We start from the raw sequence: 15986 nt of genomic DNA on the forward strand, positions 1-15986 counted from the left end.
AAGGGCTATGTAAAGCCCTTTTCATTTCCATGTGAATCAATAAACGAAAGTGTCTTTTTAACGTTCGTTTAAAATACATGATTAATCAGTGTTTTCTTCAAAGACTTTAATTAAAAACGTAATATTCGATCCGGCAAGATTTAGAGCATATTGTGTTAAATAGTCAGGTATATGAATCAAATCCATTCCTTGACCATGAGCAGTGTTTTTATTTCGTATTGTAGCTAGACCTTCAAGTGTTGTCTTTAAAGAATTTAATTGGGTCATATAGTACGAGGGCAAGAGGCCATTATCAAACAATGTCTTAATTAGAGGTGCAGCAGTCTGCTTTTCCATTTTCCATCCTTTAAGTATACAAATTGTTTTCATTGTACTTTCAAAAGATTTAGCAACGGAAGTAATAGCTTCATCATTATTTCCGTTTTTATAATGTTCGTGTGCTTCTAAATACTCGTCTAATGCTCCCTCGAAACGTGGATCATGAAGCAATAACAGCGCAGGTTTAACTGCTTCATGATGCAAAATCATAGAATCAACTTTAATAATTTGATTGTTAATAAACTCTAGACCTATTCCATTTTCTCTAAATCTTCTATTCAATGTTTCTACATAGCAATTTTTAGATGCATCGTTAATTCTAGGATAGTTGTAATAATATGAATTCATCATATCGATGAAAATCAATTCAATCATATCCACTACCCAATCGTCCTCTGTACACTCTACTATGAAATGGAGACATAGAGCGACAGGATCCGCGGGACGAGAGGTACATCCAGGTGCAGAAGTTAATGAATAAATGCCATGTTCTTCGCAGATGGTCGAAACAAATTTTCTGAAATAATCACGAGATTGAGGTGTAGAGCCATTGCTCACTGAATACATTTTTTTAATCAAGTGAAAAACTTGGAGCCTGAATTTTTTAGGAAGACTTTCATATGGATAGATATTTTGGACTTCAGTTTTTTGTTTTTGAGAAAATAACATCATCGTCACCTCTAACTCGTAAAATTAAGGATTTACAATACTTAAGACTTTTTTTCCTTTAAGATTTCTTAATTGCAATTTAGGTGTTGCCTCAACTGAATCGTATTCTATGCCAGCAAAGGTCTTCAAAATTGCCTCGAAAACAATTTGAGCTCCTGCAGGAGGAACTGCCATGCCAATTTGTTTTCGAACCTGTTCTTTACTACCTACAAAATAAAAATCATCCGGGAAAGTCTGAAGACGGGCTCGTTCTCGATTCGTTAGTGCACGGGGTTCTTTCCAGTGATACATATGCGTACCGCCTCCACCGCTACCCGTAACCGTATAAGCTGGACGATTAGGATCTAATCTTTTGTATATAGAACTCAATCGAGCTCCCTTTACATTTAAACGAAGGTGTTCTGGGATGCTTAACGACCAAGCATTTTCGCCAGGTAGAATATGTTCGAGCATTTCTACGACTTTAGGGTTATGTCGAGTTAATTCATTGTTCATTGCATCTTCTGGAATCGGAGGATTCAAGATCGCCTCACTTGCCGTCTTCACATTGTCGAGTGTGTTAAGTGGCGCCGGAACTTTAAATTCGATTCCTTGCTCTGCCAAATCTTTGCGAATCCCAACGATAATGATCCGATGACGAGCTTGTGGAACGCCATAAAGTTCAAATTTATAGAGGTGAGGGGTCAATACATAACCGCATTCTTCAAGCTCAGTCAAAATTTGAATGAACGCTTTACCTTCATTGGCACTTTGAAGACCACCTACGTTCTCAGCGACGAAAAACTTCGGTTGATACTCGTTCAGTACTTTGACCCCATAAGAGTAGAGAGGACCGAATGTCCCGTTCAAGCCTTGTTTCTCGCCAACCTGGCTATAATCGTTACATGGGAACCCGAAAGCGAAGCAATCGATGTCACCCAGGACCGACTTGTCTCCGATTGGAAGTTGTTCGACGGGTCCGTGATGGACGGAATTATCATCAATATCATCACAGATGTTGAAACGGAATGTTTTACAAGCTTGCTCATCGTAGTCGTTCGACCACTCATGTACGATCCGATAATCCTCGTTTGTCTCTGGATGAATCACGCGTGCATTTTTCGCACCAAGAGAAAGGCCACCTGGACCATTAAATAGTTCACCTTTTTTAAATATCATAATAAAACTCCTCACTTTCAATGCTTTCAAAAAACGAAAGTATGTTCTTGCTTACTCATAAGCCTATTCTACATCTCTTTTTAACAAATAGCAGCCCTAAAGCTCAAATTGAAAAAAACTAAAATACAGACAATCGTCAAAGTAAAATCATTCAATGTCGAATGATTTTACTTTGACGGCTTGTTGTAATCTAAATTTAGCAACGGATACCTAAGAGGAGGAGGAGCAGTTGAAAGATAAGCGCCTTAGAAACTTAAGAGAGTTATGTGAAATGTACCTCTGTTCGAGTTTCATCACAGAAGAAATCATAAGTGCATTCAAAGAACATCTGGCACAAAAAGATATCAGAAGGATCTTATCGGAGAAGACAGGACGAGAACTCAATTCAATCTATCGAGACGAGCGTGCCGGGAATGTCTTCAATGCGATCATGTTGATTCGATACTGGAAGGCCGCGCTAGAAATGAAAAAAGAGTTGATCAATGGAACGATGTCTTCTTTTACAAAAAACAGTGATCCATCAAGCATCTCGATTCTAGAAATCGAAGAAATCATTAGGAAGTATGGGGAGACCATCGAATCGATATCTGAGCTCGATGGTGAGATTGAATTTGATGAGGCAGTCGAAAACCATTTTGATGTCATCTATCGAGTCGTCGAATATTATGACAAAAATCCATTGCCGGGGAACCGAATAGTCAAAAAGCAGTTATTGATTGAATTGAATGATCGACCAGACATACGAGAACGAAGAAATAAAATGAGAATCGAAAGGATGAAACAATATGGCTGAACGTAAAGTATGGTTTATCACACGACCGGAGAGAGATCCGCGTTTCCACGCGGAGGCCGTCACTGCATTGAAAGAGGCGACAGAAAATTTCACGAAGAAATGGGAAGGGAACCGAGAACTGCACAAACATTATGAATCAGTCCTTGCAGCACATGGGTTAAAGCGTAACAACGTGAGCAATGACGGATCAGGTGGACGTACGTGGTGCGCGATGTTAAAGACATTCTCGTACTGTTACATCGATAAAGAGGGCTTTGTGAAACCGACGAAGGTCGGGAAGGCACTCGTAGATGGGATTAAAGAATATGAGAATGTGAAGAAGCAAATTCTCACGCTTCAAATTCCAAATGCCTACTTCATGGAAAAAGGATTCCGACCAAAATTCGAAGAAGGATTCCGTATTCGTCCAGCGCGCTTTTTGATTAAACTCGTACAACGTTCAGAGCTTGAGTACCGTCTATCTAAAGAAGAAATTACGTATTTTGTTTTGACTGCACAACAAGATTCACAGGAACAAGAGGTTGTCTCAAAAATCCTATCATTCCGAAATGCGTCCCCAGAACAAAAAGAATCAATGAAGCAAGAGGTAGCGGTTCACTACGATCATCGGGCCCGGAATGACAAGGCCGCTCGCGATTACTATCAGGCCCATTCTGACGTTGCGCATACATTCATGTTGCTATGTGAATATACGGGATTGGTTGAATATCAGAGAGGAATGTCGATTCTGACAACAGAACCGACTTTAGTCGACACGGCGATGGAGAGTATCGCTTATTACGATTCGCGTTACCCGTTCAATACGCGTTACCTGATCTCGGTTGAACGGATGGCCCAGAACAGCGGTCTGGACGTCGACAGCTATAAATCAAATGAGTTCGGAGACATCAAACCGGCCAACAATTCGGTTAAAATGACAAAAAAAATTGAAACTGTCTTGAATAAAATCCCTAACCCTTTGGAATTGACACATGAAGAGCTTCTGTCTCATTTCGAGCCGGTCTTTGGGAAACGCGATGCATTGAAAGCCGTGAATGCCGTACAGGCTGGAAAAGAATCAATGAATCATCTTTCTGAAGATTTTGTAGAGAGATATCTAGGGGACATGACGCATAATGAATTTGAACGAACGACCACTGAAATCTTGAAGGCGATTGGGTTCGAGACAATCTACCAACCTAAGATCCAGGGTAAGCAGACAGAAATCGAAATCTTGATTCGGTCAGGTTCCATCCATGGCATCATCGACACCAAACACTATCCGAATGGGTTTGGACTAACCCAGCAACTCGCGAACTACATGGCATCGGAGTACATTCAAAACTATATGACTTATGACGAAAGTAAGCTTGGGTTCTATGGGTATGTCACCTCTGGAGGTTTCACGGGTGAGAAAAAATTAGAGTCGATCACGTCGCTCGCGGAAAAATTAACAGGTGAAACGATTGAGGGGTTAATGATCACGCGTGAAGTTTTGATTGGTTTCCTAGACTATTGTTTGGAGAATCAAATCCCTCGAGAAGAACGGATCCGTCTATTTATTGAGAATGCTAAAAACAAAGGATTCAATGATTTGAAGCAATTCGTATAAATCAAGACACGAATCCGGTTATATAAGTAAATCGAGTCATGAAGGAAAGAGCATAGTCGCTCTTTCCTTTTATTTTTGAAAAGTCGAGGAGCGACACTTCGTTTCGTGACGCAGACTTCGAACAACCGCCAGGGCGTTAGTCCATCGATTGTTCCACGTGAATAATTGCTTCGAACGGAACATGGATGATCCCGTCCCGCTGATTGGCCAGTTCGACGGTCCGCTCCATGTAATTCGTCCGGTGCACGAACCCCTTGAACCGTTTCATCTCCCGCTTCTCCACATATTTCACCTCCACCATATCCCCACTGAAGATTGCGTCATTCAGCACGTTCTCATAGACCGATAGGACCTGTTCATCGACATCTGGCATCTCGATCTTTTGAATTTCCTTATAGTACTTCGTCAGCAGCACCTTGTGCTCGGGCATGAGGAATGGGATCCATTTCAGCTCACCCCGGTCGCGATACATCGTCATTACAATTTCTCCTCTCCATAAAACGAACATTTGTTCTTATTTTATACCCGTTTTCTCTTTTTTGAACAGCCTTTTTTGTGATCGGTGATCCGTGCGTCCTGTTTCCGTACTCTAGCTCGCTGGTCGTCGGTGCAAGGGACGTCAAAAAAATGACGCACCCTCCGGCCCGTCTTCCTTCGCTTTAGGCTCAAAGCGAGGCTTTTCGCTCGTTGGCTACGGAAGCCTGGCCTCCGTTTGCTCTACGCATTTTTTTGAGGCTCTCCCTGCGGTCGCCCTTGCACCGTCTCCCGACGCTCGCTTCGTTCCCGTCAACAGGACGCACAACGGTGTTCGTTCTGAGGACAGCTTATCCGAAAGGGGACAAATCATCATGGAACTATCCGCCATCATCGAGGTCATTCGTATCAAGCAAGAGGTTCGCGAGGAAATGGTCGCCCTCGAGCACGCCATCATCCACTCACCGGACAGCGCCCGACAAATCGGGTCATCGTTCATCGGGGACGACGACCGTGAAGTGTTCCTCGTCATCATGCTGAATACCAAAAACCGGGTCATCGGCGTCCACCGGGCGCATGTCGGGAGCGTCAACTCGAGCGTCGTCCACCCACGGGAGGTCTTCAAATGCGCCATCTTGAACAACGCCTCGTGCCTCATCGTCTGTCATCAACACCCGAGCGGAGACCCGACCCCGAGCCGGGAGGACATCCTCGTCTCCGAACGGTTACACGAAGCAGGCGACCTCATCGGCATCCCGGTGCTCGACCATCTCATCCTCGGGTCGGACGAGTCGTACGTCAGCATGAAACAGCGAGGGTACATGGGTTGAATGGAATGGAGTGGGGCCGGGGGACCGGTCCCGGTCCGTCCGGTAAGGGCAAGGACGAAAAACGTGCGTTTTTCTTTGACGGGACGGGCGATTCGCGTTGCTCTCGCCTGGATCCATAGAGCGGGATCCGGAAAAGGTCCGTTTTCGCGTGACGAAAACGAGATGGTTCGTGTGTGAAGATTAGACGTGTCCCGTTAGAAGATTGTTTGATGAAATGTCATGAGTGAAAACACAGTTTGTTTATTGAAAATGACCATGTTTTCTAAACAAGCCCTAGGGCTTGTTTGAAACAACACCAGGGCTTACGTGAAATTAGGTGAGATGTTTCTTACGTGGATGCGAGATATCATTAGGCTATCAAATGGAGAGGATGATTCAGATGGATAAATTCCAACTAGACCAACAGACGATGGACGAGATGACGGAGGTATTGCTACGCCGCCTACCGGATCGGTTAAACGTTAAGAACGGGGAATTTAAACTTGTGAGTATGGATATCCTATGTGATGTGAAAGAAGGGGAGTTGTTGACAAGAAGCACAGTTTTCTTCACCACCAACACGCTTCGATCATATGGTCGACCGTAAGAACTTTCTAGATGTATACATGTAGATTTGTATATGTGTATACATGTATACACGTATACGTTTTTGAATGGGAATCATTTCTTCTAGTGTATGGATGAGGACTGAACTGTCTTTTTACGGGGAATCGTTCTATAGAAAACCGGAAGGAGGGAGACGTGATGGACGAGGGGTTGCTTGATGACTATGCGTTCGGGGGATTGGATCCGTTCGTCCGGACCGTGTTCTCGGAACTGATGGAACATCCCGAGTGGATGCGTGTCGTCGACAGGGAACATGGCGTCGAGAAGGTCGTCCGATTCGATGAAGGACAGAACTCGCCCTATTTCCGGGTATTGATTTACCTGGATGCGGAAGAGCGTCCGATCAAGAAAGTGTATCTCTACGGGACATGGGTGGTGGCGAATGGAGACGTCAGTTTCGTCGTCTCAGAGCTGTCCAAGGGTGTATTCGAATATGAAGTGATGCATGTCCATTGGCTCATCAAGTATCGGTTCGAGGATTGGGGAGTCTCTGAGGACGGGGCGTGGCAGAAGGAATGGTGATCCGGGCTCATGCGTGAGCGTCTAACGCCTTAGGGCGAAGTCGCTCATCGCACCGCTGCCCCCCTGACGACCCGATAACAAGAGCTGCTGGCTCATCGCCGCATCTCTATGTTCCTGGATCTTTCTGACGGGAGGCACGGAGCGTAAGGGCAACGTCAAAAGCAAGAGCGTGGGCGTGTCTAACGCCACATCACATGATATTTTTCAAAAGATGAGTTATTCAATGTGGACAATGTAGAAATGCGATTAATAATAAAATATTAGGGAATTACTAAACACTAGTTAAGATTTTAATTTTGTATTTTAAAGGTACCGTGCTATAAACATTTCTCCTTATCACTTATTGTTTATTTCGATTTGATTTTTTTTATTAGCTTTTGTTTCAAGAAAGGAGTGTAGAATGATTATGTCAATTGAAGAACGACTTAATCTAATTGAATTTCGCCAAGAACTATTATTCGTCAATTCAGATTTCAGTAGATTTTTATTTGAAACAGAAATTACCAGAGAGCAACAAAACAAGTTATTCGATTTATTAGATAAGCTATCAAAAAAAATAAGAAGTGGGGAAGAGTTAAACTCAACTGATTATGAAAGAAAAGTAGATCAAATCGTTCCTGGAGCAGGGTATCATTTTGCTGAAAGTTTCGTTCATCTATTACATATAGAAGAGAGATGGACAGAAGTTTTTGAGGGTCTGTACGGGAATTCTCCCAAATTCCATCACTACTTAAATAAGGCTAATTCAAAAGAGTGAATTGAGTTCAACATTATTAGACAATTTAAGAGGTACACCATTCGACCGAATGGTGTTTTTTTTTGGTATCCATTCAGTGAATTGTGATCAATTTGAAATTGATTAAAGAAACAGCTAACTTTAATACAATGGATGTGGTATTATTTAATAAAATCATCATTGTATTAAAAGGGGGTTCATCATGTATACGATTGACGAAGCATTTGAAGTCTTATCGAAGAACAAGCTCACAAGCCACAAGGAGACGGTTCGCAACTGGGTACGAAAAGGCGTGATCAAGGCGGAACCGCTCGAGTCGCGTAAAAAAGGATATCGGATCAGTGAGGAGGCGCTCGAGCAGTTCATCAAAGAACGGATGCCTGACGGGTGGGAGCTGTATCCGGAATCGGTGACAGGTAATTCGTGGGATGTCATCAAAAATGAAGAAGAAGCCCCGTATCACGTCGAAGTCGATGTAGAAGCGATTAAAGAGCGAGCGCGCGAGGAGATGTGGTACGAGCTTCTCGGTAAATTCGTCTTCGAGGACTACTTCGTTCTAAAGAAATCGGAAGTCAAGGCGGCTGTCGAGCATATGCGGTATTCAAAAGAGTTCGAAGCCGAGGTATGGGAACGTTGCTCGAAGCATACATGGGGTTACGCGACACCGCGAGTCCCGTATCTGCTTGATTACTTCATGTTCGAAGGGGAGCGGATTCCTTTCAACAAAGATTTTGCGGGGAGAGATGAACAGATCATCCAAGCATTAATTGAGAAGATTCGGCTCGATATAGTAAGTGGGAGCAGTAGATAAATACGAAAAGATACGCTCTCTTGAATAGATCGTGTCTTTTTTAGGCAGGTTTGATTGTTTTAAATTGGGACTCTCATAAATCACTTATAAGTTGTCTGGTCCTTTATTAAAATTTATGGGATTTCAAAATATGTCCAGACCCAGAACAAGAACACGATGAGACCGAAAAGTGGAAGGACCATATAGAGGGTCATAAACTTGAAGAGCTCTTTGACATCTACACTTGGTAGAGACGGTTGGACAGGAACATCTTTGCTTCCACCTAAAGGCGCTCTGTGGAAGTTTGAGGACAAACCAAAGTAACTATTGATTTGTTGCCAATTCGCCGGTTCGTTCTCTCCAAGGAATCCGTGAGACATCTTTTGGTGGCCATCTTCGTAAGTGGCCGTAAGCGACCATTCATTCCCATCGAATACTATGCGCCCCCCATCGAAATCATCCTCCCATTCTTCGAAATGAAAACTCTCAAACTCTGAGAAGAGTGTGCGAGATGTCTCACGGTCATACCAACCTCCCTTTGCACGTGTTCCCCTTGACCCATGAATGGTATGCTTGGCCATTTCGTTCCCGTAGAACGTGATAGTGGATGATGTCGATACGAAGTCGAAACCTAAATTTCCTATCCTACAAAATGTATGAAGGGAGACACTCAGTGTCGGAGGGAACGGGGCTTCCAATGCATCCAAAGGGAAGGTTGTCCCGTAGGTCAAAACCTCGCACTCTTGCATCTGATACTCTGATTTGAACTCATTTTCGTGATCAAACATTTCGATGAACCTGAAAGGCCCCTTGAATATGGGTTCAGCATCCGTCTGGCTCTTTAAATGGTCTGGTGGAGAAAGAATGTAACAAATCAGCTCTTTCCACCATAAATACCCTTTCAAAACAAATGTTTTATTTATATCGAATTTCTTTAAAAGGCTATCTATAAATTTCATGCGACAGGCTCCCATGTCTTAAAATTGTCGATTTGTATGTTATCAGAGTCTTTTGTTCTTCGACGCAACAAAATTATATGTCAGATGGGCACGATGGGTAGGTAAAATAAGTGGCCAGGTCAGAAATGGACTTCTACTCAGATTTTATTGATATGTGTCGGTTCTACGTTTCTCGTTTATTCCATATTCTATCGTCAATAATTGATTTGTGATATATCATTCGTGAATGAAGAACGATGATGCGACTGAACGCAAAAGACATTCTCAGATTCCAAGAGAATGTCTTTTTTACACAATGTATGTTGTTTTAAAGATGGAAATGCTATTCCCCAACCATTCCGTCATTATCGTTATCACGCATATAGGGATAGAGCCAATGGTCACTCATGATGGGCATCGTGAAGCCGGCGTCTTTCACTTCCTGAATTGTCACTTGACCGTTGCCGTTCGTATCTACGCTCGAGACATCGCCTGTGGCCTCGGGTCCAGATACGGGTTCCAATTCACTTTCTGTGAGGCCGAGCGCTTCGTTCACTTCATCCGGGTTCACGTTGTCGGACGAATCGGTAACGACATTTCCTTTGACATTATAGGTATGCTCTTAGTTTTACGGGATGTGTCGTCGACAACGAACGTGGTGGCGAAAAGGTCATCCGTTTTAATGAAGGACAAAACTCGCCTTATTTCCGGGTATTGATTTATCTGGACGTAGAAGAGATTCTAATTAAGAAAGTTTATCCATATGGATATGGAGTATGACGGAATGGGCGTCAGCTTTGTCGTCTCGGAGCTTTCCAGGGTTGTATTTGAATATGAAGTGATGCATGTTCATTGATTCATGCATCAGCGTCTAGCGTCGGTTGACAAAGTCGCTCATCGCTGTATTTCTATATTTCTGAATCTTTTTGACAGGAGGTATAAGGCTGTAATAAAGATAAATCTTAAATCGACTTTATTCATCATCTTTCTTTATTTTTAATTCTTGGTGGTATTTACCGAATTCATATATTTGTTCCATGATTTTCTCTAGAATTTCAAGAGCTAATCTGACAGTTTTCCTACTAGGTTCCTGTAATTCATGAGCCGATGCGTTTCCCATTTCTCTCACCGAATGCAGAATTTCTGCTTGGCTTGCCAATATAATTGTTTTTTCTACTAAACCGTTAATTTTCCCCTCAAGACTTTTAGATCTTACTAATTCTTCTGACTCTTTTTTAGTAGTTTTGATCCCCTGTTCATCTAAGATATATCCATTTTTAATGTTTAAATCGCGACATACGCCTTCAATGAGCATTCTTAAACCTACTGTTGCTAAAATATAAAATTCTTGGTTGAATGTAGAGACTATTTGTAAATAGAACTTCTTTAATAGTGGGGGTGCATTAGTAAACGGCTTAGCTTCGTGTGGTTTAGCTAAGTATGTATTTTCATGAATGGGTTCTTCAGGATATACTTCTCTCTGAATGATTGGTTGAATTTCGCCGAAGTGGTTACGTTCCATCATTGTCTCATCTTCATATTCAGATACAAAAGCAACAGTGTCACAACCTAAACACTGAGTAATGTAGTGAGAATAAGTCCATGAAAAATCGTCTAGTGGAAACACGCTCTGTTCTGTGAACGATTTAATAATTCCATGATTAGTTTTCCTTTTACAAGTACGACAATATACTTTTTCTTCAATTTGACTTGTACTCAAATTTATTACCCTCCTAATATTGCTCGCAGGAATGAAACAGCAAGGACTTCCAGTTTATTGTCTGTCAGAACGAATGGCTCAGTTATCTGATCAGGCTTAATTTTTTCAAAAGTATTCACGATAAATTCTCTTTGATTATACATTTATAGGAGACTGAAATTAAGTAATCACCTCTTTTGAGGTGTATCTTTTGCTATGGGTGATAGACGTTATTGTGTTTATGTACAGACTGTATGAATAAACAAGCAACAAGGTCATCATTACTGTAAAAAACCTTAGATTTCAAAAAAATAATTAGTACTTTCAGTAATGAGTTGCTTAAGGACACCATTTTTTGTGACCACCAATTTTCTGCACTCTATGCACTGGCTTTGTTTTATTAATCCTGTATGACCCGCAGGATTTCTATAAAGTCTGGTGATAAATGCTATTTTATTATTTAACTCTTTAAAATCCGCAACATCTGCGATATTTAGAAATGATTTATAATCTAATTCAATCTCTAGTTTTGATGAATCATCCAATATTTTCCTTATAATATAAACATGTTCCCCTAAAGTAAGTTTAGCGTTCGGACGGGATATTATATTAGCCAATTTTGAAGCGTAGTCATCTTTTTTTAAACGTTTGTTTTGAGATATGTAATATTTCTTGAAAGGCCCAACAAATTTTTCGTTCAATTCGTTTTCGACGGCTTTACAGTAATTTATTGTTGGAGAAGCGTAATCCAGCTGATCATCAAACATATATATAAAATCACTCAAAACTTCCGCAGTCATAATAAATTTCCTACTCTTTTCTTCAAGTTTGCCCCAAACTAATTCGCCTAACTCCTCTTCCATGTATTCGTTCACGATTGAAGACAACCTTTCATAAACCGAGGAATTCTTAACTGTAGATACAGCCAATTTTGTATACATATCTAGAGCATGTTGTTCTAATTGTTCTAAATTTTTTTCTCGTTTTTTAGGGTGTAATTGATTAGACTCTCCAGAACCAAATAAAAAATTCAGAAATTGGAGTGGGTTTTTTTTAGAAAATAGAGAGACACTTTTAGAGTCATCGTCCATCATCCCGAAATAATCCGGCCTTGGTAATTTATTGTTTAAAAATAATGGTTCAATATCATGTCGAAGAGCTTTTAATTCATTTTCATTTAATCGATTTATTATATTCATTGTATTTCCTCGTTTCATTATATGTAAAAAGGCGCTATATATATTCAAATCTAAAGTTTTTATTCCAATATTACCATAGTGTAAAGCTTATAAATAATGAGCATGGGACTTTTAAAAGCCCCATACTTAAAAACTAAATTAAGCGTTCAATATTCAACAATGCAGTTCTAGAAAGAGATTTCTTTTCATTATCGAGCAACACATTATGCCAACTATCTTCAAGATGTTTGAGGGTTGGTTTTTCGACCTTATTGTTTTTCTCTAAATCATGTAATGGATGCACGGTTCTTTCAGGATCGAAGTGACCGCTAATCAATGGCTGATTTGGTAATGCAATCGTGTAAACGACAAGCGCGTCGTCATTGAAGTCGTGATTGTTTGCGACACCGAATGACTGGAATCCGAAACCTTTATCGTGAATATACATGAGTGGCTCATCGACACGATCCATCTTCAGGTTCGTCTCGCGGGTCGCTTTTGCGTTCAAATAGGGCTCCACCTCCTCTGGGAACACACTTTGTACGGCATGCACTCGTTCATAGAGACTGAGGTCAGCGTCTTTCCATCCCATACGCTGATTCAGTTGCTCGAAGTATTCTAGTGGAGTCTGTTCCTTCTCGTGCTCTAAAGTGTGCACCTTTTCTAAATGTGATTCGATATGGTCGAGGAAAGTCGCGGAAGTCTGATGGACCTCCTGCAACAGCTGTTCCTTGTCTAGGAGTTCCTTGTCTTTCGTCCAACCGGCCAAATAGGAGAGCGAGAAGTCGACCGTCGGGAACCCGAGCTGATGGGAGACGACGTAGGCGACCATCTCGGCCTGGAACTCCTTCTCGGGTGCCGTGAGCGGTTGTTCTCGTTCCAAATTCCGCTCCTGATTGTGCAGCTCCGCATGGGCGAGCTCGTGAATCAGGACACTGATATCCTCAATCGGTGTGTTTCGAGGGTTCAAAGCGATCGCATGTAGCTCCGGGTAGTAACAGCCTTTCGCCGTCCCGATTTCGTCGAGCGGTTCCTCCAATAGCGTCACATTACGGGCATCCGCGAGCGTCGTCAAAGCGTCACGGATGTCTTGTTCGTTCTCGAGCCCGGCGTCGCGGTGATACCGTTTGAAGATGTCCGAGACCTCGATTCCTTTCTCGCGCGCGTCGGTCTGCGTGTACTCGAACACGTGACCGATCTTGAAGTACGTCATCTTGCGTGACGGGATTCGTCCTTGTCTCACACCGTCTTTGATCGGCTTCGGTGCCTTGCTGAGCGGTACCCATTCGTCTTTGTGCAAGGCATACGTCACTGGGCTTGGGACGAATACTTTGATGCCACGCTCACCTTTTTGAACCTGTGCGCCCTGTTTCTCCCAGAACGGATAAGAGCCGACCGCGACCGCGCCGGGGAACTGGGACTCGATTAAGACCGCGTTCCGCATCGAGTATTGATGGAACTTGCCGAGGAACTGTAGGTGTTCCCGGATCTTCTCTGGACTCTCGAAGTAGCTGTCGATCTGTTTTCCCATTTGTTCCGTCAAGGCCTCGAGCTCGGCCTTCCGTTCTTCGTTCGTCTTCATCTTGGCCATCGTGTCAGACTCCTTCCTTCAACAAGTCGGTGACAGATTCATCACTATCCGCAAAATCGTTCAGTTCACGCTCGAGGTGTAGCGACGTTTCCGGGATGTCGAGTAACAGCCGTGTCCGCTCGAAATTGACGGGAAGCAAGACAATCTCGTCTTGCGCGATGGCGGTCAAAAGTTGGTGCTCGGAAACGGACACCGGGATGTCGTACCGTTTTCCATAAATAAGCACCGAGACAATTTTCTGTTGAAGCGTCAACAGTTGTCCCATCGTAAAGGGACGGTCAAGTGGTCGCATAAGGTTCATCCTCTCTCAAAAGTTAGTGTGTCCTTCTTCTGTTTTTGGTGCTCGATGCGTTCCTGGACGACACGTTCCGCCGTCGCAAGGAACGTCGGCTTGAACTGGTCCGTCGTCATGATGTCCTCGATGCCCTCGGTCTGCATGAGTGCCTGCAGAAGCTCGGTCAAGATTTGTCCGTGACGGTCAGAGCGGTTCGCGGCGAGCCGAATCCGCTCGAGTTCCGTCGACACCTGCTTGTTCATTAACTCCTCTATACGATGAGAGACCTGCGTGCTGATCGAGCGGGTAAGGAACTGCATGTCCCACTTCTCGTCGGCCAATTGTCTATGCTCGTCTGCGATATGGTCGATGACCTGACCGAGGTGACCGAAGCGTTTGTCGTCGGCGAATTCTTCTAAATACGCGACCGTCTCCGGCTTCAATCGAAGGCGGATCTGTCTCAACTCTTCCATCGTCCTCCCTCACTTTCCATATTCGATGTCCCGTTCCAGTTGTTCGAAAGCACGTTGATTCTTTAAATGTTCGAACTCGTCGTTCATATGCCGCTCGATCCGGTAGAGTGATTCGTTGAATATCTTTTGATGTTTGAATGCACGTCTGACCGGATGTTTTGGAGCTCCATTTTTCTCAACTATCGTTTGTTCTTTTGACAAGTCGCGCATCTCGGAGAGGATGGCATTCCCCATCCGGGTGTAGAGGTCCTGTCGCTTCGTCGTCCGGTAACGCTCGGCCTTCTCCGTGTCGCCGTAGCTACTACGATGGAACGACACCTCCTGTTCAAGCCGCTTGTTGAAGGCTTGAAACTCTGATCTGAAGTGAATGTCGATATAGCGATCGGTCAGACGATCGAGCGATTCTCGGAGCGGCTGCATGCCGTTCATGTTGTAGCGCCACTGTCGTTTGTCTTCCGGCAACCGTTCATAGATGTCCTTGAACTGACGGACGAGGTCGGGATGCAGGACACGGTTCGGGAGCGATTGAATCTTCTTATTCCGTTTATGGGCGACTAGTTCGTCGCGGATGAAGGCGTTCAATTTCTCCTGTTCTTTCGTCCGGGCGGCGAGTGAATGGATGACCTGCGATTTCATCAACTCGATCGATTTCGGTTTTCGTTTGCCTCGCTCGCGCATGTGGCTCGTTTCGACGATGGCGATATGCACGTGGATATTGTCGGTGTTGTAATGCACGGCACCGGTCCAGTAGGCATGGACTATCTTCTCTTTTTGTAGCATCGCCTCGACCGCGTTTCGTGTCGCCTGAATCAATCGTTTCTCGTCGACGAGGTCGTCGTGGAGCACACCGGTTTCGCGTAGCCAGGCATTATCGAACGAGATGACGTCCTGCCAAAGGATGCTCCCGTTCTCTTGCGCATGCTTGAAGATGTCGCGAACGGCGCGACGCTTTTGGTCGTTCAACCGGTCGTCCTCACGTGTGAACAGACCGCTCGACTTCGTCTCGTCCTCCATATAGTCATGATACGTTTCGAACTGTTCGCGGCTGTCTTGCGCGTCCGGGCGGTTGATGTAGTCGAGATATGTCGTGTAGCGACGCGACTTCTTTTTTGTGCCTGGCACCTTGAACTTCGACTTGATGACGACACCCGGAGTCTCACGCATCCTGCATCACCTCGTTCAATAACCGGGTCACCTCGGCGAGCTCGTCCGCGCTTCGTTTTAAGTGGAGCGTGTTCGCCTCGAGCTGTCGTTCGAGTCGTTCGACCTGCGTCGATTGGATGCCGTTCGCGCACCAGGAGGCGAGCAGTTCTTTCAAATATTGTTGCCGGGAGCGGTTGTGTTCC

General features: G+C 43.8%; 17 protein-coding genes and 1 pseudogene. 6 read left to right on the forward strand and 12 right to left on the reverse strand.

The genetic code is table 11. From position 1 onward, the window contains the following. Window positions 1-81: 81 nt before the first annotated feature. Both KNO58_RS14445 and KNO58_RS14450 read right to left on the reverse strand, forming a co-directional pair. Window positions 82-987 carry an STM4504/CBY_0614 family protein gene (locus tag KNO58_RS14445; protein WP_214755032.1) on the reverse strand — a complete coding sequence of 302 codons (906 nt, stop codon included), beginning with the start codon at window positions 985-987 and terminating at the stop codon, window positions 82-84. A 24-nt stretch (window positions 988-1011) separates the two neighbouring features. Then, a complete protein-coding gene (locus tag KNO58_RS14450; protein WP_214755034.1) occupies window positions 1012-2145 on the reverse strand; it encodes a DNA cytosine methyltransferase in 1134 nt (377 codons plus the stop codon). A gap of 229 nt (window positions 2146-2374) precedes the next feature. Here KNO58_RS14450 and KNO58_RS14455 point away from each other — a divergent pair, with 229 nt between their 5' ends. Both KNO58_RS14455 and KNO58_RS14460 read left to right on the forward strand, forming a co-directional pair. Next, entirely contained in the window at window positions 2375-2938 is a 564-nt protein-coding gene (locus tag KNO58_RS14455; RefSeq protein WP_214755036.1) for a hypothetical protein, read from the forward strand. Further along, window positions 2931-4529 (forward strand): AlwI family type II restriction endonuclease, encoded by a 1599-nt coding sequence (locus tag KNO58_RS14460; RefSeq protein ID WP_214755038.1) that lies wholly within the window; start codon window positions 2931-2933, stop codon window positions 4527-4529. The genes KNO58_RS14455 and KNO58_RS14460 overlap by 8 nt, the downstream gene beginning before the upstream one ends. 136 nt (window positions 4530-4665) lie before the next feature. On the opposite strand, the gene KNO58_RS14465 is transcribed toward KNO58_RS14460, so the two are convergent. Further along, the gene (locus KNO58_RS14465; protein WP_251026277.1) at window positions 4666-5007 is read right to left on the reverse strand and encodes a YolD-like family protein; all 342 of its coding nucleotides are present in this window, start codon (window positions 5005-5007) and stop codon (window positions 4666-4668) included. A 370-nt stretch (window positions 5008-5377) separates the two neighbouring features. Between KNO58_RS14465 and KNO58_RS14470 the strand changes: the two genes are divergently transcribed. The 4 genes from KNO58_RS14470 (at window position 5378) to KNO58_RS14485 (ending at window position 8508) form a co-directional block, all read left to right on the forward strand. Beyond that, on the forward strand, window positions 5378-5833 hold the full coding sequence (locus KNO58_RS14470) for a JAB domain-containing protein (protein WP_214755040.1): 456 nt from the start codon (window positions 5378-5380) through the stop codon (window positions 5831-5833). 744 nt (window positions 5834-6577) lie between these two features. Next, window positions 6578-6961, forward strand: a complete 384-nt coding sequence (locus KNO58_RS14475; protein ID WP_214755042.1) for a hypothetical protein — start codon at window positions 6578-6580, stop codon at window positions 6959-6961. 406 nt (window positions 6962-7367) lie between these two features. Next, entirely contained in the window at window positions 7368-7718 is a 351-nt protein-coding gene (locus KNO58_RS14480; RefSeq protein WP_251026278.1) for a DUF1878 domain-containing protein, read from the forward strand. A gap of 181 nt (window positions 7719-7899) precedes the next feature. After that, the gene (locus KNO58_RS14485) at window positions 7900-8508 is read left to right on the forward strand and encodes a helix-turn-helix domain-containing protein (RefSeq protein ID WP_214755046.1); all 609 of its coding nucleotides are present in this window, start codon (window positions 7900-7902) and stop codon (window positions 8506-8508) included. 113 nt (window positions 8509-8621) lie between these two features. Here KNO58_RS14485 and KNO58_RS14490 read toward each other — a convergent pair whose 3' ends face one another. From KNO58_RS14490 to KNO58_RS14530, 9 genes and pseudogenes are all read right to left on the reverse strand, one after another. Next, on the reverse strand, window positions 8622-9446 hold the full coding sequence (locus tag KNO58_RS14490; RefSeq protein WP_214755048.1) for a hypothetical protein: 825 nt from the start codon (window positions 9444-9446) through the stop codon (window positions 8622-8624). Between the two features lie 322 nt (window positions 9447-9768). Then, window positions 9769-10047, reverse strand: a pseudogene (locus tag KNO58_RS14495) (EF-hand domain-containing protein); the annotation flags it as partial. Window positions 10048-10398: 351 nt separating this feature from the next. After that, window positions 10399-11145: a DUF4145 domain-containing protein gene (locus tag KNO58_RS14500; RefSeq protein ID WP_214755052.1), complete on the reverse strand. Its 747-nt coding sequence runs from the start codon at window positions 11143-11145 to the stop codon at window positions 10399-10401. A gap of 275 nt (window positions 11146-11420) precedes the next feature. Next, window positions 11421-12323: a hypothetical protein gene (locus KNO58_RS14505; protein WP_214755054.1), complete on the reverse strand. Its 903-nt coding sequence runs from the start codon at window positions 12321-12323 to the stop codon at window positions 11421-11423. A gap of 133 nt (window positions 12324-12456) precedes the next feature. After that, complete coding sequence (locus KNO58_RS14510) at window positions 12457-13893, reverse strand: ImmA/IrrE family metallo-endopeptidase (RefSeq protein ID WP_214755056.1); 1437 nt, start codon at window positions 13891-13893, stop codon at window positions 12457-12459. Window positions 13894-13897: 4 nt separating this feature from the next. Beyond that, entirely contained in the window at window positions 13898-14185 is a 288-nt protein-coding gene (locus KNO58_RS14515) for a hypothetical protein (RefSeq protein ID WP_214755058.1), read from the reverse strand. Between the two features lie 5 nt (window positions 14186-14190). Next, on the reverse strand, window positions 14191-14640 hold the full coding sequence (locus KNO58_RS14520) for a hypothetical protein (protein WP_214755060.1): 450 nt from the start codon (window positions 14638-14640) through the stop codon (window positions 14191-14193). Window positions 14641-14649: 9 nt separating this feature from the next. Continuing rightward, window positions 14650-15804 carry a MobP2 family relaxase gene (gene mobP2 / locus KNO58_RS14525; protein WP_214755062.1) on the reverse strand — a complete coding sequence of 385 codons (1155 nt, stop codon included), beginning with the start codon at window positions 15802-15804 and terminating at the stop codon, window positions 14650-14652. Then, window positions 15797-15986 (reverse strand): hypothetical protein (locus KNO58_RS14530; protein WP_214755064.1); only part of this gene is annotated, 190 nt, incomplete at its 5' end. The genes mobP2 and KNO58_RS14530, both read right to left, overlap by 8 nt.

Source organism: Exiguobacterium sp. J17977 (genome assembly GCF_018616375.1).
In the GTDB taxonomy this organism is placed as follows: domain Bacteria; phylum Bacillota; class Bacilli; order Exiguobacteriales; family Exiguobacteriaceae; genus Exiguobacterium; species Exiguobacterium mexicanum.